The 25,246-nt window shown below is 39.1% G+C and carries 22 protein-coding genes; 7 read left to right on the top strand and 15 right to left on the bottom strand.

The features are described from left to right. Window positions 1-15 precede the first annotated feature (15 nt). From BZA03_RS15820 to BZA03_RS15775, 10 genes are all read right to left on the bottom strand, one after another. Window positions 16-1,047 carry a glycosyltransferase family 4 protein gene (locus BZA03_RS15820; RefSeq protein WP_110289272.1) on the bottom strand — a complete coding sequence of 344 codons (1,032 nt, stop codon included), beginning with the start codon at window positions 1,045-1,047 and terminating at the stop codon, window positions 16-18. Next, window positions 1,034-2,263 carry a glycosyltransferase gene (locus tag BZA03_RS15815; RefSeq protein WP_110289271.1) on the bottom strand — a complete coding sequence of 410 codons (1,230 nt, stop codon included), beginning with the start codon at window positions 2,261-2,263 and terminating at the stop codon, window positions 1,034-1,036. Before BZA03_RS15815 ends, BZA03_RS15820 begins: the two co-directional genes overlap by 14 nt. Further along, window positions 2,263-3,249: a glycosyltransferase family 2 protein gene (locus BZA03_RS15810; protein WP_110289304.1), complete on the bottom strand. Its 987-nt coding sequence runs from the start codon at window positions 3,247-3,249 to the stop codon at window positions 2,263-2,265. The genes BZA03_RS15815 and BZA03_RS15810 overlap by 1 nt, the downstream gene beginning before the upstream one ends. Window positions 3,250-3,258: 9 nt before the next feature. Further along, a complete protein-coding gene (locus BZA03_RS15805; RefSeq protein WP_110289270.1) occupies window positions 3,259-4,254 on the bottom strand; it encodes a glycosyltransferase family A protein in 996 nt (331 codons plus the stop codon). Further along, window positions 4,251-5,231, bottom strand: coding sequence for a hypothetical protein (locus tag BZA03_RS15800; protein WP_110289269.1), 981 nt, complete (start codon window positions 5,229-5,231; stop codon window positions 4,251-4,253). Before BZA03_RS15800 ends, BZA03_RS15805 begins: the two co-directional genes overlap by 4 nt. Window positions 5,232-5,318: 87 nt before the next feature. Continuing rightward, window positions 5,319-6,320, bottom strand: a complete 1,002-nt coding sequence (locus tag BZA03_RS15795) for a glycosyltransferase (protein WP_110289268.1) — start codon at window positions 6,318-6,320, stop codon at window positions 5,319-5,321. A gap of 71 nt (window positions 6,321-6,391) precedes the next feature. After that, window positions 6,392-8,125 (bottom strand): ATP-grasp domain-containing protein, encoded by a 1,734-nt coding sequence (locus tag BZA03_RS15790; RefSeq protein ID WP_110289267.1) that lies wholly within the window; start codon window positions 8,123-8,125, stop codon window positions 6,392-6,394. 2 nt (window positions 8,126-8,127) lie between these two features. Continuing rightward, window positions 8,128-8,691, bottom strand: a complete 564-nt coding sequence (gene gmhB, locus BZA03_RS15785) for a D-glycero-beta-D-manno-heptose 1,7-bisphosphate 7-phosphatase (RefSeq protein ID WP_110289266.1) — start codon at window positions 8,689-8,691, stop codon at window positions 8,128-8,130. Next, entirely contained in the window at window positions 8,691-10,160 is a 1,470-nt protein-coding gene (locus BZA03_RS15780; protein ID WP_110289265.1) for an oligosaccharide flippase family protein, read from the bottom strand. Before BZA03_RS15780 ends, gmhB begins: the two co-directional genes overlap by 1 nt. Continuing rightward, window positions 10,147-11,292 carry a GNAT family N-acetyltransferase gene (locus BZA03_RS15775; RefSeq protein ID WP_146212368.1) on the bottom strand — a complete coding sequence of 382 codons (1,146 nt, stop codon included), beginning with the start codon at window positions 11,290-11,292 and terminating at the stop codon, window positions 10,147-10,149. Before BZA03_RS15775 ends, BZA03_RS15780 begins: the two co-directional genes overlap by 14 nt. Before the next feature lie 91 nt (window positions 11,293-11,383). Here BZA03_RS15775 and BZA03_RS15770 point away from each other — a divergent pair, with 91 nt between their 5' ends. Both BZA03_RS15770 and BZA03_RS15765 read left to right on the top strand, forming a co-directional pair. Further along, window positions 11,384-12,637, top strand: a complete 1,254-nt coding sequence (locus BZA03_RS15770) for a hypothetical protein (protein WP_110289263.1) — start codon at window positions 11,384-11,386, stop codon at window positions 12,635-12,637. A gap of 88 nt (window positions 12,638-12,725) precedes the next feature. Then, a complete protein-coding gene (locus BZA03_RS15765) occupies window positions 12,726-13,595 on the top strand; it encodes a ThiF family adenylyltransferase (RefSeq protein WP_258364653.1) in 870 nt (289 codons plus the stop codon). 120 nt (window positions 13,596-13,715) lie between these two features. Here BZA03_RS15765 and BZA03_RS15760 read toward each other — a convergent pair whose 3' ends face one another. From BZA03_RS15760 to BZA03_RS15740, 5 genes are all read right to left on the bottom strand, one after another. Next, on the bottom strand, window positions 13,716-14,579 hold the full coding sequence (locus BZA03_RS15760) for a PEP-CTERM sorting domain-containing protein (protein ID WP_110289261.1): 864 nt from the start codon (window positions 14,577-14,579) through the stop codon (window positions 13,716-13,718). A 196-nt stretch (window positions 14,580-14,775) separates the two neighbouring features. Beyond that, window positions 14,776-17,433 carry an XrtA/PEP-CTERM system TPR-repeat protein PrsT gene (gene prsT / locus BZA03_RS15755; RefSeq protein WP_181417304.1) on the bottom strand — a complete coding sequence of 886 codons (2,658 nt, stop codon included), beginning with the start codon at window positions 17,431-17,433 and terminating at the stop codon, window positions 14,776-14,778. Between the two features lie 117 nt (window positions 17,434-17,550). Further along, complete coding sequence (locus tag BZA03_RS15750) at window positions 17,551-18,420, bottom strand: hypothetical protein (protein WP_110289259.1); 870 nt, start codon at window positions 18,418-18,420, stop codon at window positions 17,551-17,553. Between the two features lie 142 nt (window positions 18,421-18,562). Next, window positions 18,563-19,348: a PEP-CTERM/exosortase system-associated acyltransferase gene (locus tag BZA03_RS15745; protein WP_110289258.1), complete on the bottom strand. Its 786-nt coding sequence runs from the start codon at window positions 19,346-19,348 to the stop codon at window positions 18,563-18,565. Window positions 19,349-19,391: 43 nt separating this feature from the next. After that, entirely contained in the window at window positions 19,392-20,174 is a 783-nt protein-coding gene (locus BZA03_RS15740; protein WP_110289257.1) for a YdcF family protein, read from the bottom strand. Window positions 20,175-20,246: 72 nt separating this feature from the next. Between BZA03_RS15740 and BZA03_RS15735 the strand changes: the two genes are divergently transcribed. The 5 genes from BZA03_RS15735 to BZA03_RS15715 all read left to right on the top strand — a co-directional run bounded on the left by BZA03_RS15735 (window position 20,247) and on the right by BZA03_RS15715 (window position 25,232). After that, window positions 20,247-21,035 carry a serine protease gene (locus BZA03_RS15735; protein ID WP_110289256.1) on the top strand — a complete coding sequence of 263 codons (789 nt, stop codon included), beginning with the start codon at window positions 20,247-20,249 and terminating at the stop codon, window positions 21,033-21,035. Window positions 21,036-21,192: 157 nt separating this feature from the next. Continuing rightward, a complete protein-coding gene (locus BZA03_RS15730) occupies window positions 21,193-22,032 on the top strand; it encodes a hypothetical protein (RefSeq protein WP_110289255.1) in 840 nt (279 codons plus the stop codon). A 233-nt stretch (window positions 22,033-22,265) separates the two neighbouring features. Continuing rightward, the gene (locus tag BZA03_RS15725) at window positions 22,266-23,138 is read left to right on the top strand and encodes an HprK-related kinase A (RefSeq protein ID WP_181417303.1); all 873 of its coding nucleotides are present in this window, start codon (window positions 22,266-22,268) and stop codon (window positions 23,136-23,138) included. Continuing rightward, the gene (locus tag BZA03_RS15720) at window positions 23,122-24,015 is read left to right on the top strand and encodes a nucleotidyltransferase family protein (protein WP_181417302.1); all 894 of its coding nucleotides are present in this window, start codon (window positions 23,122-23,124) and stop codon (window positions 24,013-24,015) included. Before BZA03_RS15725 ends, BZA03_RS15720 begins: the two co-directional genes overlap by 17 nt. 200 nt (window positions 24,016-24,215) lie before the next feature. Beyond that, window positions 24,216-25,232, top strand: a complete 1,017-nt coding sequence (locus BZA03_RS15715; protein WP_110289252.1) for an NAD-dependent epimerase — start codon at window positions 24,216-24,218, stop codon at window positions 25,230-25,232. The last annotated feature ends 14 nt before the right edge of the window (window positions 25,233-25,246 follow it).

The following is a 25,246-nucleotide window of genomic DNA, read 5'->3' as shown; positions in this document are numbered from 1 at the left end:
TCTTCTATTAGCCTTTTAAAACCGATGTAAGATATTATGGTAGAGTTCGATGTATCGGTGAGTCATCTTTTCTATTCGGAAATTTTCTTTGGCGAATTGAAAATTTTGTTTACCAATTCTTTCTCGAAGCTCTGAGTTTGAACTGAGTTTTTCTATTTTTTCTACGAAATTATCTATGCAATTTAGGTCGCATAGAAATTCTTGTTGTGGAAATAGTTCGGGAAGTGAAGAGACATTGTGGGATATTACAGGTTTAGCGCAGAACATTGCTTCGACTGCTGTTAACCCAAACCCTTCCATTCGAGAAGGAAATAAAAAAATATCACAATAGTTATAATATTCATTTAGTTGGTTTTGATTGAGTTTACCAATAGATATAATCTTAGATGAAACATTTTTCTTTGCTTTTGTTCGTAGACCAGAGGTTGTGAGTAAAACGAACCTGTCATCTAATCTTTCCATTATTTTTTCTAATAAGTCGAAGCCTTTTCTTTTTGTCTGGTTACCGACATACAGGAGTTTTATCTTATCACTGGTATTAGGTATTAACTCGTTTTCAAGCTTTTTTCTATAAAAAACGTCATCACTAACTCCATTGTGAACAGGTACACATTTTTTTTTAAAAATACTATACACCTCTTTGGCCGCATAATGGCTGACAGCGGTGACCGCATCTGCTCTGTCAAAAGACAATTTCTCAAAGTGCTTGACAAGAAGTTTGTGAAATATTCTTTGTGGCACACTCTTGAATTTATCTAGTTCTCTATTGTGAACCACAAGGTGCTCAGTGACAAATAGGGGCTTATTTTTTTGTTTGAACACAAAGCCGTTCCAACTATTAGTATGAATTATATCCGCATCTGTTTTAAAATCTTTTTTCAACAACCAAGGTACATACTGATAAAAATGTGGATACTTCTGTATTTCCACATTTATTCCGTTTTTAGTCAAAGAGTCAGCAAGATTATATGTCCAAACGTCGCTTCCAGAACCGCATTCAACAAGAGGAAAGCATATTTTGAGATTATCATCTTTATTTATTGACATGGTTAAACTCAAAGTTATGTAGCTTAGATCTAAACTTTTCGACGGTATTTGAAATAAGATAGTTTTTCTTCGCGAACGTAAACGCTTCCGCAGTTAAAGATTTGCCTTGGTCTGACAGGGCTAGTGCCAGTGCATTAGCAAGATTATCAGCGTTACCAGGCTCAGAGAGCCAGCCCGTTTTACCATGAATCACAGCATCAGGAATGCCACCGCTATTGGTGCCAACTACTTTGCACCCAGCAAGCATGGCTTCTACAAAGGTTAAACCTTGTGCCTCTATCCACCCGTCGTTAGATTGTTTCGAAGGCCCAGCAAACACATCTGCCGCTGCGTAATAGTTGTAAATTTCTTTGCTATTCACCCACCCTACAAATGTTACAGATTCAGTAATATCTAAGTTTTCAGCCAATTCTCTAAAACGACATTCATCATGTCCGCTTCCCACAATCGCTAAATGCACCGACTTTCCACTATCGATAAGTTTTTTTGTAGCATCTATTAACTCTCCAACGCCTTTTTCTTCGTTAACTCTCCCCACAAAGAGGATTAAGTGTTTAGTGTTTTCGGGTAGTAGCGCTGCTCTTAACTTAGAAACTTGTTCATTGCATAAAGTAGGTAAAGGTAAAATGCCAGTGGGAATAAGGATCACATTGTCCGCTGAAAGTGGAGAGAGTTCTTCTGCTTTTGCTTTCGTTACTGAGCTATTTACTGTTACTACATTTGAGTGTTTTAGAGAAAAAGATTTAAACTTTCTCAGTGTTTTACCATCTAGCGCTAATACATCACCACCATGAATGGTTGCGACGTGCTTTGCCCTCGTGAGTTTACTCACTAGCGCACATACAAAGCCCTGAGGAATAAGCCAGTGAGAATTTATCCAAGTAGGCTTCCAAAACAATGTCTGAATTAGGGTGAAGAAAAACTCGCAGGCCACTAAAACAGGTAATTTAAGCTTGTTAACCCAATTTTTCTTTAAATTCCCCAGCGCGCCACCTTGGTAACATACCGTTTGCCCTGATTCAGGCAGCCAATACCGAAAACGACGAATTTCCACATCGTCCATAATGTCTTTGCGTTTAGCTCCTTCAAAGTGCGGTGCCAACACCCTTACTTTTACCCCTTGATTTACCAATTCACGGGCAAAGTTATGAACGAACGGCGTAGTGTTATCGCCAGGCCAGCGTGGGTAGTTAGAAGTAACAATTAAAATTTTCATTAGGGCTTAGTGTTGCGCTCGTTATCGCGTTCTTGGTGGTCATCAAGCATCTGCAGTTCCATTCTGCGCACCTTCTCTAGCGTTTGCTCAATAAGCTGGCGATTGAAGTTTATTAGGTCGGCAAGTATGGCTATAAGAAACGTGATAATACCCAGTACTGTTAATACACCACCAAGTATCAAAGACTGAAGATGGCCGTTACCGTCACCCATCAAATAGAAAATGAGAAAGCGTATAATGGGTATAAGGCCAATTAAGGTAATTATCGCCCCAATTAGCACAAAAACTCTTAACGGTTGATACATGGTGTACATGCGTACTATGGTGGTTAATTGGCGCTCTATAAATTTAGGAATGCTGGTAAAAAGGCGAGACTCTCGAGTTTTTGCATTGGTCTCTACGGGAACATGGGTAACAGCCATGTGCTTTTTACCTGATTGAATAAGCGCTTCAATGGTATAGCTAAAAGGGCTGATAATATTAAGCTGCAGTGCCGCTTCTCTGCTGTAGGCGCGAAAACCGCTTACCGCATCGGGTACTTGAACACCCGACACCTTCTTAACCACATAGCTGCCTACTTTCTGAAGCAGCTTTTTTAACGGGGAAAAGTGTTCAATATCTTGCGTGTTTCTGTCGCCTACTACAACGTCGGCTTTGCCTTCAAGTACCGGAACAACAAGCTTAGCGATATCCCAGCCCGCATACTGATTATCACCGTCGGTATTGACAATAATGTCAGCGCCACGTTTCAAACATTCGTCTATGCCTTTGCGGAAGGTGCGTGCAAGCCCTCTGTTATTTTTATTTTTTATTATATGGTGCACACCAAGCGATTTCGCTACCTCAATGGTATTATCGGTAGAACCGTCATCAATTATCATGTATTCGATAACGTCAATACCATCAATATGTTCCGGCAAGTCCTTCACGGTCTGGGGCAATGTACGTTCTTCGTTGTAGCAAGGTATTTGAATAATTAGTTTCATAATTTCCACTTAGCTAAGCATTGCTTTTATTTTCAGCCAATAAGTTCGTATGAACCACTTAATGCTAAATCGGCAGGCCAGTGCTTTACTGGCGTATACTGCGGCGTCTTTTGTTCTATTAGTTGAAAGTAACTCGTGAGTAATGTGTTGATAAATAAAGCCTAGATACGCTAAGCAATAGGTACGCAGCGAAGAACGTTTTAGCAGTAGGGCTCCTTTTTGGAATACTGTTACCTGATACAAGCGTTTTTCCAGCATGTTTACCACGGTTGTCATATTATCTTTTTTACTTGTATCAGGAATTAAATGTCGAGAGACTACGCAGGGGTTGTACAGTATTGTATCTGCTCGGTCTAGCGTTCGAAGATATAGGTCTCGGTCGCATTCCCAACGAATATTTTCGTCCATTCCGTTTATGCTTAAATAAAGCTCTCGTCTTATAATAGAGCAATTCAAATGCGCGAAACCATGGCTTTCGAGCAGTTCAGGAACGCTCACGACCATCGTTCCTTGAACGTCAGACTGCTTATATTGTAGTCTTTCAGCTAAATCTTCTAGCCATATAGGGCCTTGCTTCACGACACCGTCTACGAATACTGCTGTTTGATTCGTGTAATAGGCATCTACTGTAGCTTCACAATTGGCAATGCTTTCAAATGCTCGTGCTAGATGATCAGGATCAATCCATTCGTCGTCGTCATCGAGGAAGCAAAGGTATTTTCCAACGCCAACCAAGGCACCAGTGTTCATTGAGTAACTTTGACCGTGTCCAATGGGGCGTTTTATTTGATATCTAAAATAAACGTTTGAAGGCGTTTCCTTTTCAAACTGCTTGTAAGCTTCAAGAAACTCTTCATCAGAACCATCGTTTACAACAATTACTTCAAAGTTAGTGAATGTCTGAGATAAAACCGAACTTAGTGCCTTTTTGAACAGGTCGACTCTATTTCGAGTAGGGATCACGACACTAAAAAATGGGGTGTTTTTTACATCAGTGTTCGTCATAGCTTGCGTACCAATGGGTGTTCGTTGATAGTAAAAAAATCACCATTCAATGATTCTTCAAACCAATTAACGAAAGACAGTATTTTTTCTATAAACTCGCCACGTTCCCTATCATTTTTGACATAGGGAGTAAGACCAGCTTTCACACTAGGCGAGTGAAAAGATAAAATAAAATAAGTTTGTCCAAGTGCATTTTGAAATTTAACGACATTCTTCATATCAGTAAGCGAAAAGCCCTCTGGGGAGAGTCTATGTAGCTTAGCTCGGAAAACCTTCTTCAATACTTTTATAAACAAGTTTTCACTTGAGTATGAAGTTGGCGAAGAGTTGAAATAGTTGCGAACAAAAGAGAAGGGCGAAACAACAGCACTTGAATGTGGCCAGCTTAGGATTTTGTTTTCTAATTTTATATCGTTATTGAAGTTTCTAAAATCAGGCCCATGTTGATGTCGGTAATCAGCGAAAGGACTAATACTTACGTCAATCTTGTACCCTAATTCATTTAAAACTTGGTGCGTGTTATCCCCGATACCGTATCTTCCTGCGAGATAAGTTACTGGACGAGTTCCAGTTTGCTCGGAAATTTTGCTTGTTAGTTCTGCAAGCTTTGCGCGTTCTTGTTCGTAACCTAAATTACCTGGATAAGATAGATGCTCCGGAACGAACCCTACCGTTTGTTCAAAAGGAGGGTTGACCCATGGATGCAGGTGAGCTGCAAACTCAACTTTCTTTGATATCTCTTTACTTGCTTTAATATTGGCAATGCAATTCTGGCCTTGCGCACTACTTACAAATGGATAGTCCATTGCAAGCGTTGTTTTAGCGCCCATCAAAGAAAGAGACTGCACTAGGGCAAATAATTCTTCGCCATGAGATACAGAAGTAGCGTCAACGTTAAAGCCGCCTCCCCAGTCAAACTCTTCTTCCGTGTGAATGACTATTGCTAATTTAGGAGGGCATACATCGCCATCAGTCACTATAACTTTATTCCGTGTTTTAAAGTAAAAAGTAATCGTATCTATTCTTCAAATAGGAGTAAAGCGTAAGCTATATCAACTGAGCGTTTATTTTAGCTTTACTAGGTTTGCTGAGCTCGTATTTAAGCATTCTCTTAAAAGTTTTATGAAATTTCTATCGAATGCTAACTTTTGCTCTTCGTATCGAATTCTATTTTTTCTGCCAATGTCTTTTAGCTTGTCTAAGCCTGTCGATAGTATGAGTTCAATTGTGTTCTCTATATCTTCGATTGAACATTCGTTAATACTGCTGAAATATCGAGTACTCTTGCGTGAAACATTAAAGAGAAACAGGTCCTCACCAAACTCATTCATAGGAGCAGCATCAGTTACAGCTAACACTGCACTGGTTGACATAGCCTCGTTTATGCTGTGACCGAAGCCTTCAGCTTCAGATGGGCATAGGTGTATGCCACATTTGTTCATCAAAAATTCCAGTTCATCTTGAGGCAAAAATGAGCTAAGAATTTTCAAGTTTTCTGCCCTAAATTTCTGGTGCTCCTTCAGTCTGCTTACCACGGTGAGAGTGGGCCATTCAGGGTGCTTTTGCCAGGCTTGTAATAGTGGGATGGTGCCCTTTTGTTCGCTTTTTCCTGCTACGTGAAGATATTTACCGTAGTCTTTTTCGATAGTTTTATCTTGAATATCATTAGAGGTAAAGCCTGCAAACTCACAATGTAACCATCTAGCGCTGAGTTGTTTCAATGCGTACTTTGTTTTACAAAATACATGTACATTGTCGTCTATTTTTTGCTGAGTTTTGCTACGTAACCATTCTTGATTGGGAAAAAAAATATTGACATGAGTGTTAACCATTACCTCGCTATAAATTTCTTCAAAATGAATGGTAAGTTGCTTTTTCCCTAAAAAAATGGAGGAGAAAAGTTTTTTGAGAAGATTCCAACAGTTTACAGAAGTATGTTTAGTCCCATCAAACTCTCTAATTGTAATATCAGGGAAATGCTCCTTTATAACTTTACTCACGATCAGAGCATCATTTTTTAATCCTTGCGAGGAACCAAATACAACATTTATTTGCCAGTCGTCCATGAACTAAACCTAAACTGTTGGTTGTTTTTTGTTCGGTTTAGGTTAGCTCAAGTTGCGTCAAAATTTATATATTATTTTGTTATAGAATTCGAAGCCGTTAGAGTAATTAAAAACTCATCGAGTGCACTACTTATATTCAAATAACATTGCTCAAGCGCGTCGGGAGAACCGTCATACGGATCAGCGATTTCCTCTAACGGCCCGGCCGGAGGCGGTACGAAATGAGCCAAATTTAAAGCTCTATAACTATGATAATAACTGTTTAATAAATACTCATGTTTCAAGTCAAAGTAGATGACCAATTGTCCATGACTTTTTATCATAGATTGTGATAACCAACTAGAACGATGGCTGCTTAAATCTACGCCCCACTTATTAGCTTCCAGTATACACCGTTCGGGAGAAGGGCGGCTCTCTAGTTGATGAAATCCTGCTCCTTTTACAACTACGTTTATTCCTTGTCGGTGGAACTTTTTCTTTAACAGGTTTGCCGCAAACGGAGAACGCATTATATTCCCATAACAGACAACCAAAATTTCATTAATTGGTTCAGCTAGTAAGTTGGCGTATTGCTTTGCATTGTTAGAATGTTTTGACATCCTGAATCTTCGCTTTATTTTTTCTCCTATAAGTTCATTAATCTCACTGAAAAACGGACGAGTATCTCCCCATTGGAAGGTATCGATAGTATCGTTTCCTGTTAGCAGCCTAATGAAGCCAAATAAGCGAGGAAAAGCATTAGATAAAGCTTTAGCCGTTCCGTTTTGTGTCCTATTGCGTTCAAAACTGGCTTTTATATCGTAAAGATCGGATGTTAGACTTCTTGCGTGCGCTTTTAAATTGTACGTAAGCTTATAGCTTTTTTCATTAGTTAGTAGATAAGTAGCAAGAATTTTGGGGAAATCAACGCCCGCGAAAATAGCAAGTGGAAGGCTCCCCCAGAAGCGTGCATTAATTTCGATAAGAATCCATTCGTTCGAGCTACTGTTATATTTAAACTCAAACATGGCTACACCGCTATAGTTCAAGTGGATACAAATTTTCTGGCATGCATCAAGCATATCTGGCGGTAATAGGCATGCTTTTCTATATGAGCTTCCTCCACCGTGCTCAGGCTCAGACACTCGTTTGTGAGCAAACGCTGCCCTTACCTTACCTTTCCAAGAAAAGACAGATACTCCCATGCCTGTCCCTTCAAAAAACTGTTCAACTAAGCATTGATCATTTTGTTGTTTAAATAGTTCAATATCAGAGATTGAGCGGGCTATAAGAACGGTATTTCTTTGATTTAGCTGTTCACTTTCGTATGATTTGGTTGGTTTTAATACGAGAGGGAGCGAGTATTTAGAAATTAATGCTTCTGAAGAAGTATCATTAAACTCACAGTGTTCTCCTGAAGCGACATTAATTCCCAATTCTACGGCTAATTTTCTTGTTTCTTCTTTGTCAAATAGTGGGCCGAGAATATTCCGATCCGGGATTGCAAAGGTCGCCTTTGTTTTTTTAGCTTCTTGAATGTCCAGCAGTGGATACAATGATCTTTCATCACAAGGAACAATTAAATCATAATCCCCATCTTCTATAATGGCAGTAACTTTCGCCGAATATTCAATTTGAGTAAATGCCTGATAGTTTAGCTTGTAAACTTTTTTAATATACTTTGATCTTAAAGCAGGGGTAGTATTTATAAGCGTAACTATATCTACTTCCATACCGGCTGCCCCTAATGAGCGGATTACAGAGAGGAAACTCCTAGTATCTTCACCTAAAACTAACACGCGTTTTTGTATAAGTAACTGAGTCACACTTAAGAGTCCTGATTGAGTTTCTGGGCGAAAGAAAAAAGTGAATCAAAAATTTGCCACCTTGAAGGAGTATTTTCTGTTCGGAAAGCATGCCCCGTTTTTACTAGTATGCATTTCTCTATTCCAGCCGCTTCAGCGGCTTCCAAATCGCTGAACTTGTCGCCAACCATAAAACTTTTACTTACATCTACATCATGTTTACCGATGAGCTTGAGAAGCATCCCTGGCTTAGGTTTACGGCATGTACAGTATCTTTTATAGATGCCAGTTGCACCTGTAGGATGATGGGGACAGAATTCGATATCAGTGATATTAACACCATGTTTTGCGAGTTCTGTATTAAGCCAGTTCATTAAGTTGTGAAAATCCGATTCAGAGTAATATCCTCGCCCTATACCGGCTTGGTTTGTCACAATGAATAAGCTGTATCCAGCGCTCTGCAACAGTTTAAGGGCACTAATACAATTGTCAGTGAATTTAAAGTCCTCGATTTTGTGAAGGTAATTAATTTCTTGGTTTATTACTCCGTCACGGTCAAGGAAAATGGCTTTTCTATCAGTACTCATTACAAAGCCTTACTATTCATTTTATTTTTTATAGAAAATGCCACTTGGTTCAACAATTTTCTATCTTCGGGGGAAAAAAGAGGAAAAAATGTGGCTAAGAATATTGATATGAAGTAGGTCGTCGCGCCAACAATTGAGGTGAACAGAATTCTTACGATTAGATCGTTAAAAGTGCTGTAGGCCATGAAGATAAAAAACGACATTACTATCCCACAAATAAAGATAATACAGAACATTCTAATCAAACGCTTTGCACTCATTTTAACTACTACTGAAAGCCAGGCTAAGCTGCTCAAAAACATAAATACGCTAAATAGCGCCCTAAATTTTGCCAACGAATCAGGGCTGGTAAGAAGTTGATAAGTGAAGGAGAGAGATATAAGGGCGACAAAAAGTGTAATTAAGTCGTAGAGGAACACATGCCTTACTAGACCGCGGGACAATAAAGCATCGCTGACAAAGTCTCCTGTTGTAGCGCTGAGGGTTAAAATTGCGAGTGTTGCTAGGATAGGGGAATAAGCTACCCATTGTTCACCTAGTAGCAACATCGTTATGTCTTTTGAGAGTAGGAAAAGTCCTATCGACATTGGCGTACATAGAAGTAGCATAATGAAGCATGTTACATAGATACGATCAAAACCTTTATCTTGCCTGTTACCCATAGACATAAATGAGAAAAATACTTGGAACAGAGGTCCTACAAGCTCTCTTGATGGTAGCATAGCAATATCTTTTAACGTGTTGTAACCGCCAACATTAGATAGACTGAAAAACGAAGCAGCAAACCATACGTCGAACTTCGCGCGGACATGTGCAACGCCATTTCTCAACAGTAACCATTTCCCAAAATGCAGAGGTTTTCTGAAATGTTTGAAAGTGAAAGTCGTACGCTCATTTAAAAACACATAACTCATGCAACACTGAGCTAAAGCGTTGCTTAACATTCCTATTACGAGTGCCCAGTAATTCGTATAAAGGTAAGCAATGGTAATCGATATAACGCTACCTGCAATTTGCCCAAATACTGCAAACTTAGCAAAGTGGTGAAACGAAAGCTCGCGTTTCAAATGAATAATAAAACCATTGTTGGCTGCGTTGACTAACGGTAGAAAACTTAGCGTGATAAGTGGAAACAATAAATCTTCCCTTTCTAGCAGTGTTACCACAAAGGGCGCGAGACATACAAGCAGAATAGTGAGACTTGTTTTGATTCCAAAATTTAAAGTCCAGCAGGCACACAGTTCTTCCTTTGATACCGTTAATTTTTGAACGTAATATTGATCGACACCAATATCAGTAAATACACTCGTGGCCTGAATAACTAGTAGTAATACAGCGAAGGCACCAAAGTCCGCAGGGGTAAGTAGCCTAGCCAAAAGAAAAACGGAAAGAAAGCCTAAAATTCGGTTAAACCAAGCTGCACCTAATACCCAAGTGGAACTTTTTAAAAGTAAATTATCCTCGCTCATTTAAAAGGTTTTCCGAAAGCCTAAAACGGGATCTAGATTCGTCAATCCAGCGTTTTAAAAGTAAAAGAGGGCGTTTTCTTTGGAAGCTAGTGATTATCAAAGTTTCTTCATCGCTACATAATGAAGCTTTGTACTGACCTCGTCCACCCATAAAATCATATGTAGTCTTGCCTTCTCCTGCATAAAGAGATATCGCAAGCGCATGAGCTACCAAACCCGGTTTTAATTTGTTGTCATCTTCATATTTTATGCCTGATAAGTAGAAGTATACGTAACCATGGTGTATAAAATTGTAGAGAAAGCAAGCAGACACACCATCTACACTTAAAGATAATATATCTATGCATCCGCTACTAAAGTTACGCTTTATCAGCTCTTGGTGAAAATCTTTAAACCGTTGATTATTGAACCCACTTTTACTTCCTGTCCATCTCATACGATGAAGTTTTCCCGCGTCCGAGAGCATTTCTAGCGCTTCTTCAAGAGAGTCTGCACGTTTTAATTTGACGTCACCTTTCTCCTTTAGAAGTTTTATTGAACGTCTGATTTGATGTCTGGTGTTCTTTGATAAGGTAGCAAGATAGTTATCTAAACACGCAAACTCAGGTTTCAAAGTTGTTGAATAACTTTTAGTTTCCCAGATTGTTCTTGGAAAAAGGTGTGTAGAGCAGGGGGTTTCAGAAATTTCTTGTCTGCTAACCCCCAATATGAATTCATCTACAAATGGATATTCTGCGGTTAGATGGTCTAGCACAACAGTTCGAATAGACCATTCTCTTCCTCTTGGGCATAGAACGTCGTTGTATTCACTCCAGATTTGGTCAAAACTCTGTTTCCCAGTTCTGTTTATCCAAAGTTGATTCGTAGAGTAAAAGGGTTTGTTTTCTTTATGGATAGAAAAGAACGCCATACCAACAACTTGGTTGTGCTCATAAACAGTAATCAAATTAGTATCGTAGTTGACCATTTTTAGCCAACAACCGATCCACTTCCAGCTAGTAAAAAAGCTTTTACTCGAAAGTTTTTCCAATTTGAGCCATTCATCTGCAATATAGGTTAACTGCTCTTTTTCTAATTTTTTAGTTGTTACGGCTAGAGAGTTCATAAGAAGTGCAGTCTTTTGCTTATCCAATCCATTTTTAGGCTTCTAGAATAGAGCCATTAGAGATTTTAAGCAATCGCGGACTCGCTCAGTTTAGTATTCACCACACGTTGGAGCTTCGATGAAATTGTCATTACAGCTGTTTGTAAGTTTTTTGACTGTGTTAACAGTTTTTATAGTGTTAATGATTTCTACAAAGCCTATTTTGACCATTAGTAAAAATGTCTCTGGCAGTGTTGTTAAGAAAGCGTATAGCTCTCTTACAGAATTAAGAGAAGAGTTACTAAATGACGACCAAAACTTTGCAGTTAGTCTGTCTGAAGATGAACTTAATAGCATGCTTTTGTTAGCCAATGACCTGGCGGGTGTCAATATGAGGATAAATCTTGGTGTAAATAATGGGATTTTTGTTTTTCAATTGGACACTAGAATGCTTAGCCAGCCTCTTTACATAAATGGGCTTTGTTTATTAGGGGGGGCCGCAGAGAAATTAATAGATGAGTGTAAAATAGGAACAATTCCGATAAATGGAAAAGTGGTGGAGTTTTTTATTGCTAAAAGCGCTCTACTTTTCGGAGGGAGAGAATTGGCGGAGTTACTTGAAGATTCATTCAGTTCGGTACAAGTAGACCATGGGTACCTGGTTGGGGAAATGACAAAGTCTCAATCACTAGGAGAGGACATTCGCCAAGGAAAGAGACAATTCGTTAATGTATCTAAAAGGTTATTTCAAAATGCTACTGTACACAAAGACGCGGTAGCAGTTTATATTGATGCGTTAAATTCTATTCCACATTCTGAAACCCGTTTAAGCGTCTATATAGCTCAAGCTTTTAAAACTGCTAAAGCTTTGCCAAATGCTATGCCACCGAAAAAAGAAAATGAAGCTGCCCTGTGGGCAGTTGCGATCTTAGTTGGGTCGAACAAGTTTGCCGATATGATTGGACTAGATAGTTTGCCCTATAACTTAAGAAGCACTCAAATAAATGGTCGTTTCGACCTTAGCCTACATTATGTTTATTCCATGATTATCGAAATGACCACTAATGTTTCGTTGAGTAATAAGATAGGGTTGTATAAAGAGCTGCTAGACAGTGAAGGTGGAAGTGGTTTTAGTTTTGATGACTTGGTTGCTGATAGAGCAGGAACAAAGTTAGCTCACGTTGCTACATTGGACAATAAGCATGCTGTTCATATGCAGACGTTGTTTGCTTCAAATGAAATTATTCTTCTGCCAAAGTTAGACTTCCCTAAAAACAACTTAAAAAGTAATAACTTCGAATTATATTTTGGAGGGGCTAGGAATAGTGAACTTGAAGCTATAATAAAACGCATTGAAGCAGCTATCGAAAACTTAGAAATATATAAGCTTTAAGTCAAATGCTTATTTTAACCAGTACGATAATCTGTTAAAGAGTGCTATAACTACATAACGCTATTTATCTTTGATGAGGGAGTATGAAGTGGGGTTTGACTACAATGAAGCCTTTTCTAGAAATATCGGGTGGGTAACCGAAGAAGAGCAAACAAAGTTAAAGAATACAAAGGTAGCAATCGGTGGGTTAGGTGGTGTTGGCGGTGACCATGCTATTGTATTAGCTCGTTTAGGTATTGGTCATTTTCACATTTCTGATATGGACGCCTACGACTATGTTAATTTCAATAGACAAGCCGGAGCTAATGTAAATACGGTTGGTAAAGACAAATCGTTAGTTATGGAAGAGACGCTAACCTCAATAAACCCATCCGGAAGTTTAAAGAACTTTCCTTGCGGTATCTCTGAAGATAATTTAGATGAATTTTTAGATGGCGTTGATTTATATGTTGATAGCTTAGATATATTCAAGGTCGACATACGTCGAAAAGTTTTTCAAGCATGTTATGAGAAAGGTATCCCCGCCATTTCTGCTGCGCCAATGGGTATGGGCACAGCATTGATGTGTTTTTTACCAAATAAAATGAGCTTTGAAGAGTATTTCTGTCTAGAAGGTGTTGATTTCGAAGAGCAAATACTCAGGTTTGTGGTAGGTATGTCACCGAGTATGCTGCAAAGGCATTACCTTGTAAAAAAGGCGAGTGTTAATTTCACAGAGGAAAATTCTAAAGTACCTTCTACTTGTATGGGAATATCTCTTGCCGCAGGAGTCTTATGTACTAATGCGTTAAAAATTCTTTTAGGAAGGGGGGATGTAATTCATGCACCGCAAGGGCTTCATTTTGATGCTTACCTAAATAAACTTGTCAAAACCAACCGACCAGGTGGGAATAAGCACTGGAAACAGCGCTTTATGTGTTGGTATTTGAAAAGGCTTCTTGCAAAAGGTGATGATTAGTACGCTTGGAGTGTGTTCACAGAGAAGCATCTAGAGTTGAGAAAGGCAAAATAAAAAAGCCCCAGTGATTATACGTTGGGGCTTTTTTAGATTTAAAAAACAGCTATATCGTTTACTTAATTACTTGCGACGACGGCGGCTAGTACTTACTAAACCAAGCAGACCCAAACTCATAAGGGCTATTGTTGAAGGTTCGGGCACTGCAGCAAAAGATATCGAGCCGTCGTGATTTCCCGCTAATGTTGTTGTGCCATCTCCGTTGTCTGTTATAACTACCTGAGTTGCATCAGTATTGTAGTCTACGCTAGCAACAATATTAACAAAAGAAGTAATCAGATCATTAAACGAACCCGTAGCGAAATTAAACATATCACCTACCATAACGCCGTTCACTGTTCCTGTTCCTACTGAGCTCAAGATCCCAGCTAGGTTTTGACCGCCAGCAGGTGTGTTTATAGTGTCATATACATCAATTGTAAATAGCTCGGTAAATGTGTCAGCTATCGTAGCTTCTAGTGCCTCATAGTAGTAAAACGTTATAGCTCCACTATCATAATCAGTAACCAGTTCAGTACCAGATATTGTACCCGATAGATTGAACTGAAAAGTTAGCCCCCAATCTGCCTCATAATTGTTATCACTAGGGCCAAACTGATTTAGGGAATCCCGGGGGGATAAATCGCTGATACCGTTTAGGCCTAATGAATCAAATGCATCCGCCACTGAACCTGATAAATTTACTCCACCGGACGTGTTAATGTTGCACCCTGAGGAAAGTGATAATGCATTACAGTCGGCAACAGTGGTTGATTGATAATTGTATAGTAATTCGTTTAGCCAGCCAGTTGTAGTTGGTCCAGCGGCGGTATTCGGGTTTAGGCTGCTATCGAAATCTACACCTACATCTATATAAAACTCTTCAGCAGATAAAGCGGTAGTCGCGAGCGTTAGCGCAGCGCCTATTGTAATGTGTTTTAATTTCATTTTTGAATCCTTGTAACAAAACTAAATATTCTAGTAAGGCTGCGACATCAAACACTTCAAATCCTTTCTGCAACCGTTCGGTGATACTTAATGCGAAAAGCGCGCCAAGTAATTATTCTTTAATTATCATAGTTTTATAAAACAGGTTCTTCGTAGATGTAAAATTGTCTGACAAATAGTATTATTCGAAAAACAATTAGCCTGCGCTTTTTGCCGTGTTGGCTTCATTTAAATGCTTCAATATTTGCTCATTGTCTGGGGCAATCTCAAAAGCTTTATTCAAAATAACGGCTGCTTGTTCAACGTTGCCACTTTTCAAAAGTGCGTAACCATAAGTGTCTAAAACTGTAGCACTCTCCGGGGCTATCGCAAAAGCCCTCTCCCCATACTCCAGAGCTTCTTTAAATCTCTCTTGCTTAATCAACTGCCAAGATAAGTTGTTAAGGATGATGAAGTTGTTAGGTTCTGAATTCGCTAATACTCGATAATGCATAATAGACTTTGTTACATCGAACTTTGAAAAAATGCTTGCCAAAGTTAACCTAATCGTTGCGTCATCAGGTCGGATTTCGAGGTGTTCTTCTAGAAATTTAACCCCTTGACCTGGTGTGTTATTGTTGACGTTAGCACTATATATAATTGAAGCCGTCCTAGAAGAATAAGAGGTGTTATAATAATCAGTTAGAGCTTTAATTGCCGAAGGGAAGTCTCCTTTTGCATAAGCTATATGTCCTATAATACTTTTATATTCAGGAGTATTTTTCGACTCTTCACTAAGTAGTTCTACAGCTCTTTGCGATTCTTTAATTTGCTTATTTAATATCAGATAGTGCGCCCGCAATAGTTGAAATTGCGTAGAAGTAGGAAATCTTATCAGCGCTTTTTCTGTTTCTCGTAGCGCTTTATCAAATTTGCCAGTTTTATCAAACAACATGACAGGGAATAGCCATGGCTTGATGTTTGTAGGCGTTGTGTTTCTCCAATCTTGATAAACACCTAACGCCTGCAATTCATCCCCGTTGATTAAAAAAGCTTCGGCCCATAATTGCCAGAACTTGTCTGGGGCGTGTCTCCTCGATTTTACTAATTCAAAGGTATCAATAAGCTCTTGTGACTTACCCTCAGACAGCAATGCTTGCGCATAGCTCGTAATGTATTGAAAATTTTCTGGCGACTCTTTAATTTTTTTCCGGTAAAGGGAAAGAGCCGATTCTATTTCTCCATGTTCTTTCTCTAACGAAAAATAATTAAACAAAGTAGTGCCTGTAGCTTTTGCAGATTTTGCTAACTTTTTTTGCAGTTCGATAGCTTTGTCGAATTTTCGCTCCTCAATTGCTTTTTTTGTGTAAAAATTGATGGAATATAAATTTAAACTATCGAGTGAAAGAGCCTTGGCATGTATTTCTTCTACTTTTTTAAGGTCACCTAGTTTCAAGTACACAGTTGCCGCAGTATTGAGTGCTTGAAGATTGTCGGGAGATTTTAGTAACCAATCATCTACTTGTCCTTTTGCTAATGATAATTGGTCAGTGTTAATGTAGCCTTCGATTAATGCAAACCTTGTGATAGTTTCATCGTCTATCGATAGTGACTTTTCTAAATCTGAGATACCGCTTGCGTCATTTAAACTTAATTTGAGAATACCAATTTTCGCTAGAGACCCTGCGTCATTTAGATTATTGACTTTTATCTTTTTTAGCAAACCTTTTGCTTCGTCGGTCATTCCCTTATTGACTAGGTCAGCGCTTAACTTAAATAAAAGTTGTTTGTCCTTATCGTCAATGAAGGAATAATTACCCATATCCTTTAAAGCATCTGAGGTATAACCTAAGTTTATCTTAATATCAGATAAAATTTTGTTCACTGGGTGAGTGGCAGCTACGCTTTTGCTGACTGGAAGTAAGTATTCAAATGCTTGTTCGTTTTTCCCTAAATTATAGGCAGCCACTCCAGCATATAATTTCGCGATGACATCATCGGGCTCACTGAGAAGTGCGATATCCATGTGCCGTATCGTCGATTCAAAACTATCTTCATTAAACAAAACAATACCTTTCAATATATTCGTATAATGATGATTTGGAAACGAGGATAGAATTTGATTAATGAGAGTATTTGCCTGCTCAAATTGGGCTGTTTTAGTATAGCTGTCAGCTAATAGAAGCTTCCCCTTGTTGTTTGATGGCTGATTTTTATTAAATTGTTCAAAGCTCTTTACTGCATTTTCATAGTCACCTTCCTTGGCGTACAGTTGCCCTTGAAGAAGTCTTGCTTCATAAAAATTCGCATTAGTGCTAAGTAAATCCTCAAGCAAAATTTGAGCATTAGCATAAGCCCCTTGCTCACTTAAAAGATAAGCTTTTCCAAATGATGTATAGTCTGCTGCATCTGCAAAAATTTCTGCTTGTTCTAAAGCTTGTTTAGCTTTGATAGGATTATCTAGAGCTGAGAATGCGATGGAGCGATATACATAAATTTGGGTAATTAAGGCGTTGGAGGCATCTGGGAGGGTTTCCGACTTTTCTATTATCCCTTCGTAATCTTCCTGAAAATATAGAACGCGATAGAGCAACTCTATTACTTTATTATTATTTTTTTCTTTTGAAAGGATGAATTCTAACTCTTTTCTTGCGTTAGCATACTGCCCGCTTTGCAAATAAACATTTGCAAGTAATTTTCTTCCTTCAAGAGAATCTGGATTGTCTTTTACGAGATTTTTTAGCTTTATTTCGGCTGTTCTAAAGTCGTCTGATTCTAGTGACTTCTCAGCATCATCCAACAAATTTTGCGGTGTTTGCTTAGAGCAACCTGCATTGATTGCTAAGCACACAAAGAATATCAGTAATTTGTTCATTTTCATTCCTTCGATAAGCGTCAACGCTGCTAACAGGTAGATACTAACAGTTATGTCTTATAAAACAAAAAGCTCGCCTAAGCGAGCTTTTTGTTTTCTATCGAATGTTACGAACGCTTACTTAATAGCTTTTTTGCGAGACAAAGTGCCGATGGCAAACAATGATAAACCAAACAAAGCGACCGAAAATGGTTCTGGCACGACCGCAAAACTAACTGAACCGTCATGAGTACCACTCAAAGAAGTCGTTCCGTCACCATTATCGTTAATTGTCACGAGGTTTGCGTCAGTGTTGTAATCAATATTCACAGCGAGGTCTTGCTGATTTTCTAATACTGAAGCAAACGTACCAGAACGCACATTAAAAAAGTCGGTAATCGCTACGCCGTTTATAGAGCCTGAACCAAATGAAGAGATAAAGCCTCTCAGAATTTGTCCGCCTGGAGAATTAGATGTTCCATATACGTCAACGGTAAATAGTTCAACAACTGCTGTTGAAATATCACCGGTCGCGAGTGTTGCAGAGTCGTAATAGTAAAAGACTACAGCACCGTCAGAGTAGTCTGTGACTAAATCTGATCCACCGATAGTACCCTCGACATTAAAATTGAATGTGATGCCCCAGCTTCCAGAATAATCGTTATCGCTTGGGCCGGATACGTCAAGAGTATCAAACGGACTAAGGTCTGTAACCCCATTTGTACCGAGCGAGCTCAAAAACGCACCAAACGACGTTAGGTCCGCGCCTCCCGATGTATTGATGTCACAACCACCAGCAAGTTCTGCAGCAGAACAAAAGGCCGTAGTGTTCGATTCGTATTTGTGAAGGAGTTCAGTAACCCAACCAGTGGTGTTTTGGTCAACGGCAACGTCACTGTTTTTCGATGCATCGAAATCAGCTCCGTTATTAATGTAGAATTCATCGGCTAGTGACGACAGTGAAACTACGGGCAGAGCGAGTATTGCTACCAATTTTAATAAACGCATGATTTACCTCAATACATCAACAAAAAATCATATCATTGCTGTTGAAAGCAAACGGCGCGCCAATTTTGCAACATGTTGTGAATGCAAACCTTTTTGCGCATTTTCCGCGATTTGATAGCGGGGCTGTAAAAAAAGTTGACAATTATAGGCGCAGTCCAGCGTGCTTTGTAGAGGGAGTGATACAGGTCTGGTTAGCCTCGAAAATTTCCCGTCTAATTTCAGTAAGAAGTTCCCCAAAACCCTTTCTAAGGTTCGCAGGCACTTCCATAGGATTAATAATAAATGGTGCTCTTTGACCATGATAGTCAACTACCGAGCCAATTTGTTTAAATGGAAGCCCAACCAATCTCATACTTCTAGCCAGTCTAGGTTCAACCATAACGTAACAATGATGGATATTTTTCTCGATTAAAACAGCAGTTGCTGAAAGGTACAATCCTACTGCAATAAATGGAAAGCAGCGTAACTCAGTCTCTGAATATGTATGCTCGTTTATTGCACCGATGGCTGCGCCGTCGAACTCATCCATTTGTCTTCTACGAAAATGTTCCGGAACTGCTAATCTGGAAATTTCTACAATATCTTTGCGCTCGAAGTTTGACGGTAAGAATTCTTCATCTTCTATACTATCTTTGCAGAAGACTTCAATTGGAAGTCTCTCTTCTTCTGATTGAGAGGTTATTATACGAACTGTCCCTGCAAATGTAGAAGATAACCTATGTTTAATGAGGCAGTGGATCGAATGTGAGTCGAAGTCGTCGGTTTCTAGTTTATTTGCTCTCATCGGTTCAAGTTTAAGTTCTTCTGCATATACGTTATGGCGTATACCAAATGAAGCTTTGATACTTTCCGTGCTGTTAGAAACATCAGGCTCAAAATAGGTGGCGAAATGCGAAGCAATCGATTCGGCGTCTTGTCTGTTTCTCATTTTGATATTCTCTACATTTTTCGTTATATATCTTAATACGCACTCAGCAATACTTACTAAGTAAACCAAACCTTCTTTTGAGTTTGAATTCGACTAGGCCAAAATATTCATGTAAAGCCCTTTTTATTATAGTTAAGTTCTTGGGGTCTGGTAAATTAAGCTTAAGTACAATTTTGGGTTTTACTAAAAAGTCGGTGGGAGCAGCGTTAATGCTTACTCCACAAAATTTGAGGTAGCTACTAGCTCTCAGCATATGGCTTGCCGAAGTGACCAAAGTTAAAGATGAGAGGGTTATATTCTTAACAATACCTTGAATTTCGGATTCAGTGTCATAACCTATTGGAACTTCGATAATATCTTCACTTTTAACGTTGTGGCGTTCGAGAAATTCGCGGGCGTAGCGGCTATAAGCGCTTGGCCAATTTCCAAATTTTCCGCCGGCAACAATTATTTTGGCTTCACGAGTTTGATAGATATCAGCCGCGTGTGATAATCGTAGATAAGAGCATGGCGGCCACCTGTTTGCGTATGGAACACTCATTTCATCGTAATAGTTACATGCCATTACTAAAATAACTTGCTGTCCGTCGTTAGTGTTTTTCTTATTCTTAGCGTGTTCGCTGTTAACTGAGTGGTGCTCTAATGGATGCAATAAAGCTGATGAAAGAAAAGATTGACTACAAGAGAACAGTAAAATAAGAGCAAATAAGATAGTATAAAAAGAGTAATTTTTCTTTTTAACTAGTAACAACAGTCCTGATATTATTACTAGAATAGAAAAATGTATCAAAGGACTGGTCAATATATTTGCAAAAGTGCTCAACATTCTATTTTTGATTAAATTAACCTTTGCTATTGTTTTACCACCTATTTGTGTAGCAACGCCAGAGATAATATTATGAAATCAACGTTTTTTTTAATTGTTTTGTCTATATTTCATATTCTTAATACTGTTTATGCTAGTGATTCTCTTTCACTCCCACTTATAATAAAAAAAGTGCAACCATCAGTTGTAGGTGTTGGGACGCTTACTCCTATAGAAGGAAATTTAGCACAATTAAAAGGGACAGGATTTGTTATTGGGGGAGGGCGCTATATTGCAACAAACTATCACGTTGTATCAGAAACACTTTCCCAAGAAAAAATTCAAAAGCGTGTTGTTTTCGTCGGTACTGGACGTAAATTTGAACTGCATGAAGTCGAAATAGTAGACTTTGACCCAGTATTCGACTTGGCGATTCTCGAAATTGTGACAGATAAAGTTGTACTTCCTTCAAAGTTCACGTTTCGCGAGACTGAAAGCATGATTGAACCAGGCGTAGAAATAGCTTTCACAGGGTTTCCGATTGGTAGTGTTCTTGGATTGTATCCGGCTACTCACAAAGGAATTATTGCTGCAGTAACACCTGATTCCAATCAAGCAAATTCCTCATCTCAACTCAATTCCCAACTTATTGCTAGACTACAGCGAAAATTCGATGTTTATCAATTAGATGCTACGGCTTTTCCTGGTAATAGCGGAAGCGCTTTATATGTAGCTAATTCAGGTGAAGTTATTGGCATTATAAACAAAGTAATGGTTCAAGGGGGGAAAGAATACGCGCTTTCATCTCCAAGCGGGATTACCTACGCAATACCTGTAAAGCATTTGCGAAATTTGGCGAGTAGGAATAATATAAAACTATAAATAAAAGAAAGCGTCAAATTCCTTTACACTTTTTATCAATGTAATAGTTAACCTTTTGTTTAACGTGCATAAAATATTTTGGCTGACTTTTTGCATCAGGTTTTGATATTAGTGTTATTGGACAAACGTATTCAAATGATGGGTTTGGATTAGATATATGCAAAAGTTATCAAGACGTAAATTGTTAAAAGGGACAGCAAAATCAGCCCCTTTACTTGCTTTGGCAAGTAGTAAGTCGGTTTGGGCGTCTGGCTGTATGTCTATGTCGGGTTCTCTGTCAAACAACTTCTCTAACAAAGTTACATACGAATGTAACGGCTCGGCTGGGTGTACTCCAGGTTTCTGGAAAAACCATGTTCAAGCATGGCCGAAATTCTTGTTTCCGGGAATATTTCTATTTTCAAGCGATAAGTTTAAAGTTGCGTGGGATTGGACGATGGGCTCGCATGCTCATTTAAGCAATGATAAAAAGTATTATGGCTGGAGCAGTGACTCAATACGAAAATATGCAAATATGGACAATCATGGTAGCTATTCTCAAACATGGGTTGGGCTATTGGAAACCATGTGTCCAAGCTTCATAACCAAAGAAACACTGTGGCAATCTTTGAATGAAGGTTTCGAGGGGGGGGAAAAAGAGGCGGAGTACCACATGGCAGCTGCTTTGTTAAACGCAGCGCATGATGGAATAGATTATGGTTATGATATGGTTCAGTTGCTCACTTTTTGTAAAAAAGCAGAGGAATCGAATAGTAAACAAACGCTTCATCGATTCATAGATTCTCTAGTGTCTTTGAATGAACGTGGAAATATTGATGCTCCAGAGATTCAAACGTTTTCTACTTCGGATCTTGAAGAGTGTTATAGTCCTTTAAGTCGACGAAAGAAACGTAGCCGTTTTTCATATAGTAGTTACACAGCGCAGAGTAGTTCCGAAGATACGATAAATACGTCTAGAATTATAGGTGACTCTTCAGATTACCCTTCAATAAGTTAACGATTTTGTTTAATGATTTTATACAAATAACTGAAACTGATTCTATTGTTGTTTTCTATCATAGTGGTACTGGGCAGACGTTAGTTTTTGGTCACGACATAAAACCTCTCATAGCATGTTTGGGGTCGTCTGTTCCACTGGACGATCCCCAAGTTGCCGGATATCAAGAAACGATAAGCACATTGAGAAAATTTGATATGCTAGACAACTAATCAGAAAAATGGAGTTTATTGGTGAGTAGTAACAGTTGTGTAGTCAGAACTTCCCCATTTTCTTTTAAAGTTTCTTCACGTTTCCCTTCTGTAATCAAAAATCTGTCCACACTATATCCAGCTTCGCTGTTGTCGACTTTAGGTACTGCAGATTTCAATGTTTCAATAGATATGCCCTACGTCTCAACTATTCCGCTTTTTAGACGCGCACTATTTACTCTTGACGGTTTTGCTCCCTTTACTCGAGGCCCTAGTAATCACAGTCACGCATTGCTTGAGTGGGGGATGAATTGGTGTGTATCTAAGTATGGTGCAGATAGGCTAATAATTCATGCCGCTTGCGTTGCGAAGAAACACAAAGCCATTTTGTTATCTGGTGATTCAGGAAGTGGTAAAAGCACATTATCTTGTGCATTAATGAATGAATCCTATAGACTATTAACCGATGAACTAACCCTTGTAAATTTAGAAGACTCATCCGTAACGCCCTTTGTAAGGCCAATTAGCCTTAAAGACAAAGCGATAGATGTAATTCAAAGAAGATACCCTTTCGCAGTGATGGGGCTTGTCGCTCATAACACTCATAAAGGTACTGTAAGTCACTGCCGCCCCTCTGACCTGAGTTGGTCAACAATGATGGAACCGGCCGAAATCCGTGGTATTGTCTTTCCTAAATATAGTGCGTCAACTACTGACATTGAAGTCTCTAGAATTTCGAGCTTAGATTCGTTTATGAAGTTACTTGAGCAAGCTTTTAATATCCATATTTTGGGCTCAAAAGCAATCCACATACTTCAGCAAATATGTGAGCGGACACCAGCATACGAAATTACTTATTCCGATACGCAGCGAGCAATTGATTTTGTGAATGAACTATATGAAAGTGACGACTAGCAATCTCCTAATTGATCTCGTTACAAAAAAAAAGAGCACGCTTCAGTTGGAAAAAAGTGAGTGGTGTGATGTCGTTGCGTTATCTAGACAGCTAGGTTTCCTTCCGTTTCTTTACCATATTTCACTTGAAGAAAATACCTTTTCATTAATGCCTAAGAGTGTAGCTAGTCAGCTCAAAAGTGCATATTACGAGTTACTTAAACAGCATGACTCGATTAATTGGCATCTGGCACAGTTGCGCAAAAACAACCCTTCAAGTTTAAAAATTACCCTGCTAAAAGGTGCTGCTTATATTGCTGCTGGCAAAAGAAACGCCGCTTATAGACTGTTATCAGACATTGATTTGCTTGTGGAAAGGAAGTTTCTTAATGACGCTGAGTTTTGGCTATTTATAAATGGTTTTGCTGTTTCAGTTTCTGACGAATATGACGATTATTATTATCGGCAATGGATGCATGAGTTGCCACCCTTTGTTAATTCAAAAAGTGGTTTAATCGTAGACTTGCATCATAATTTACTACCAATAAGCTCTAAACGTCATATAAATGCCTCTCTTATAGTAGACAGTGGTACAGAGTTAGAGGAACATTATATAGTTCCAAGTGATGAAGATTTAATTATTCATTCTGCTGTGCACTTGATACAGGACAGCGTTTTTGACCGTTCACTACGCGACTTGTGTGACCAATACTGGTTGCTAACTGACTATATTGAACAGAATATAACGAGTGCGCAGTTAATCGACCGAGCTATAAAACTGGCGTTAGGCACTGATCTTGCTAAATCTTTTTCGCTGATGAGCGAAGTGCTGAATCTTCCTCTTACTGACGAAGAGTCTGATTTTGTGAAGCAATCGTTAAGACGAAAGCGATTATGAGTCTTGGAGAAAAGGTGCTACATAATTATGCTCCATCAACCAGTGAAGTCAGAATGGAGAGTCAAGCACCATGTTGCATCGCTTTATTTGTTCGTCAAAAGTCACTTGATTAAAATGCCTGTTAAGCTGCTTATCAAACATGCGGGAATGAAATCGTATAAAAGGATTATTGGTTTGTTTAAAAAACAAGAGAAGGGCTCATGAAAATCTTAGTCACCGGAGCAGCTGGTTTCATTGGTGCAGCTGTATCGCAATACCTTATCAATCGTGGTGACCAAGTTGTCGGGATTGACAACATTAACGATTATTACGATGTGAATTTAAAGCACGCTCGTCTAGACGAGATTAAATCATCTACTGCTGCTGATTTATTTTCATTTATCGAGATGGGGGTAGAGGAGCGCGACAAAATGGCTGCGCTTTTTGAAGAGCACAAATTTGATAGAGTGGTGCATTTGGCTGCTCAAGCTGGTGTGCGTTATTCACTTGAAAATCCTAACGCTTACGTCGACTCAAATATTGTTGGCTTTGTGAATATTCTAGAGGGGTGTCGCCATAATAACGTCGAGCATTTGGTGTACGCGTCATCTAGCTCAGTCTACGGTGCGAATGAGACTATGCCGTTTTCAGAACAGCATAACGTAGATCATCAAGTTAGCTTGTATGCGGCTTCTAAAAAAGCTAACGAGCTAATGGCTCATACTTATAGTCACCTGTATAACTTGCCTACAACGGGGCTGCGCTTTTTCACTGTTTACGGGCCTTGGGGCCGTCCAGACATGGCGCTTTTCAAGTTCACTAAGGCTATTTTGGAAGGTAAAACAATACAGGTTTACAACTATGGTAACCACCGTCGTGACTTCACTTATATCGATGATATCGTTGAAGGCGTAATTCGCTCATTGGATAATGTGGCTAAACCTAATGAGAATTGGGACGGCGGCAATCCAGATCCAAGTACGAGTAAGGCGCCCTATAAGGTTTACAATATTGGTGCGCAAACACCAGTGCACCTTTTGAAGTTTATTGAAACCCTTGAGAGTGCATTGGGCATTGAGGCGAAGAAAGAACTTCTTCCTATGCAGCCGGGCGATGTGCCTGACACCTATGCTGATGTGTCGTCGCTCGTTGAAGATACTGGATACCAGCCATCTACCGATGTTGAAACTGGCGTAAAGGCGTTTGTCGACTGGTATCGCGACTTTTATAAAGTGTAAGCGCTAGCGACTTA

It is taken from the genome of Alteromonas sp. I10, from assembly GCF_003201515.1.
In the GTDB taxonomy this organism is placed as follows: domain Bacteria; phylum Pseudomonadota; class Gammaproteobacteria; order Enterobacterales; family Alteromonadaceae; genus Alteromonas; species Alteromonas macleodii.
Note: the sequence above shows the minus strand (reverse complement) of the source record. Positions and strands in the feature narration are given on the sequence as shown.

Excerpts from the sequence above, each read along its gene's own strand:
- BZA03_RS15820 (WP_110289272.1), bottom strand. The coding sequence starts at position 1,047 with ATGTCAATAAATAAAGATGATAATCTCAAAATATGCTTTCCTCTTGTT.
- BZA03_RS15815 (WP_110289271.1), bottom strand. The coding sequence starts at position 2,263 with ATGAAAATTTTAATTGTTACTTCTAACTACCCACGCTGGCCTGGCGAT.
- BZA03_RS15810 (WP_110289304.1), bottom strand. The coding sequence starts at position 3,249 with ATGAAACTAATTATTCAAATACCTTGCTACAACGAAGAACGTACATTG.
- BZA03_RS15805 (WP_110289270.1), bottom strand. The coding sequence starts at position 4,254 with ATGACGAACACTGATGTAAAAAACACCCCATTTTTTAGTGTCGTGATC.
- BZA03_RS15795 (WP_110289268.1), bottom strand. The coding sequence starts at position 6,320 with ATGGACGACTGGCAAATAAATGTTGTATTTGGTTCCTCGCAAGGATTA.
- gmhB (WP_110289266.1), bottom strand. The coding sequence starts at position 8,691 with ATGAGTACTGATAGAAAAGCCATTTTCCTTGACCGTGACGGAGTAATA.
- BZA03_RS15780 (WP_110289265.1), bottom strand. The coding sequence starts at position 10,160 with ATGAGCGAGGATAATTTACTTTTAAAAAGTTCCACTTGGGTATTAGGT.
- BZA03_RS15770 (WP_110289263.1), top strand. The coding sequence starts at position 11,384 with ATGAAATTGTCATTACAGCTGTTTGTAAGTTTTTTGACTGTGTTAACA.
- BZA03_RS15760 (WP_110289261.1), bottom strand. The coding sequence starts at position 14,579 with ATGAAATTAAAACACATTACAATAGGCGCTGCGCTAACGCTCGCGACT.
- prsT (WP_181417304.1), bottom strand. The coding sequence starts at position 17,433 with ATGAACAAATTACTGATATTCTTTGTGTGCTTAGCAATCAATGCAGGT.
- BZA03_RS15750 (WP_110289259.1), bottom strand. The coding sequence starts at position 18,420 with ATGCGTTTATTAAAATTGGTAGCAATACTCGCTCTGCCCGTAGTTTCA.
- BZA03_RS15745 (WP_110289258.1), bottom strand. The coding sequence starts at position 19,348 with ATGAGAAACAGACAAGACGCCGAATCGATTGCTTCGCATTTCGCCACC.
- BZA03_RS15740 (WP_110289257.1), bottom strand. The coding sequence starts at position 20,174 with ATGTTGAGCACTTTTGCAAATATATTGACCAGTCCTTTGATACATTTT.
- BZA03_RS15735 (WP_110289256.1), top strand. The coding sequence starts at position 20,247 with ATGAAATCAACGTTTTTTTTAATTGTTTTGTCTATATTTCATATTCTT.
- BZA03_RS15730 (WP_110289255.1), top strand. The coding sequence starts at position 21,193 with ATGCAAAAGTTATCAAGACGTAAATTGTTAAAAGGGACAGCAAAATCA.
- BZA03_RS15720 (WP_181417302.1), top strand. The coding sequence starts at position 23,122 with ATGAAAGTGACGACTAGCAATCTCCTAATTGATCTCGTTACAAAAAAA.
- BZA03_RS15715 (WP_110289252.1), top strand. The coding sequence starts at position 24,216 with ATGAAAATCTTAGTCACCGGAGCAGCTGGTTTCATTGGTGCAGCTGTA.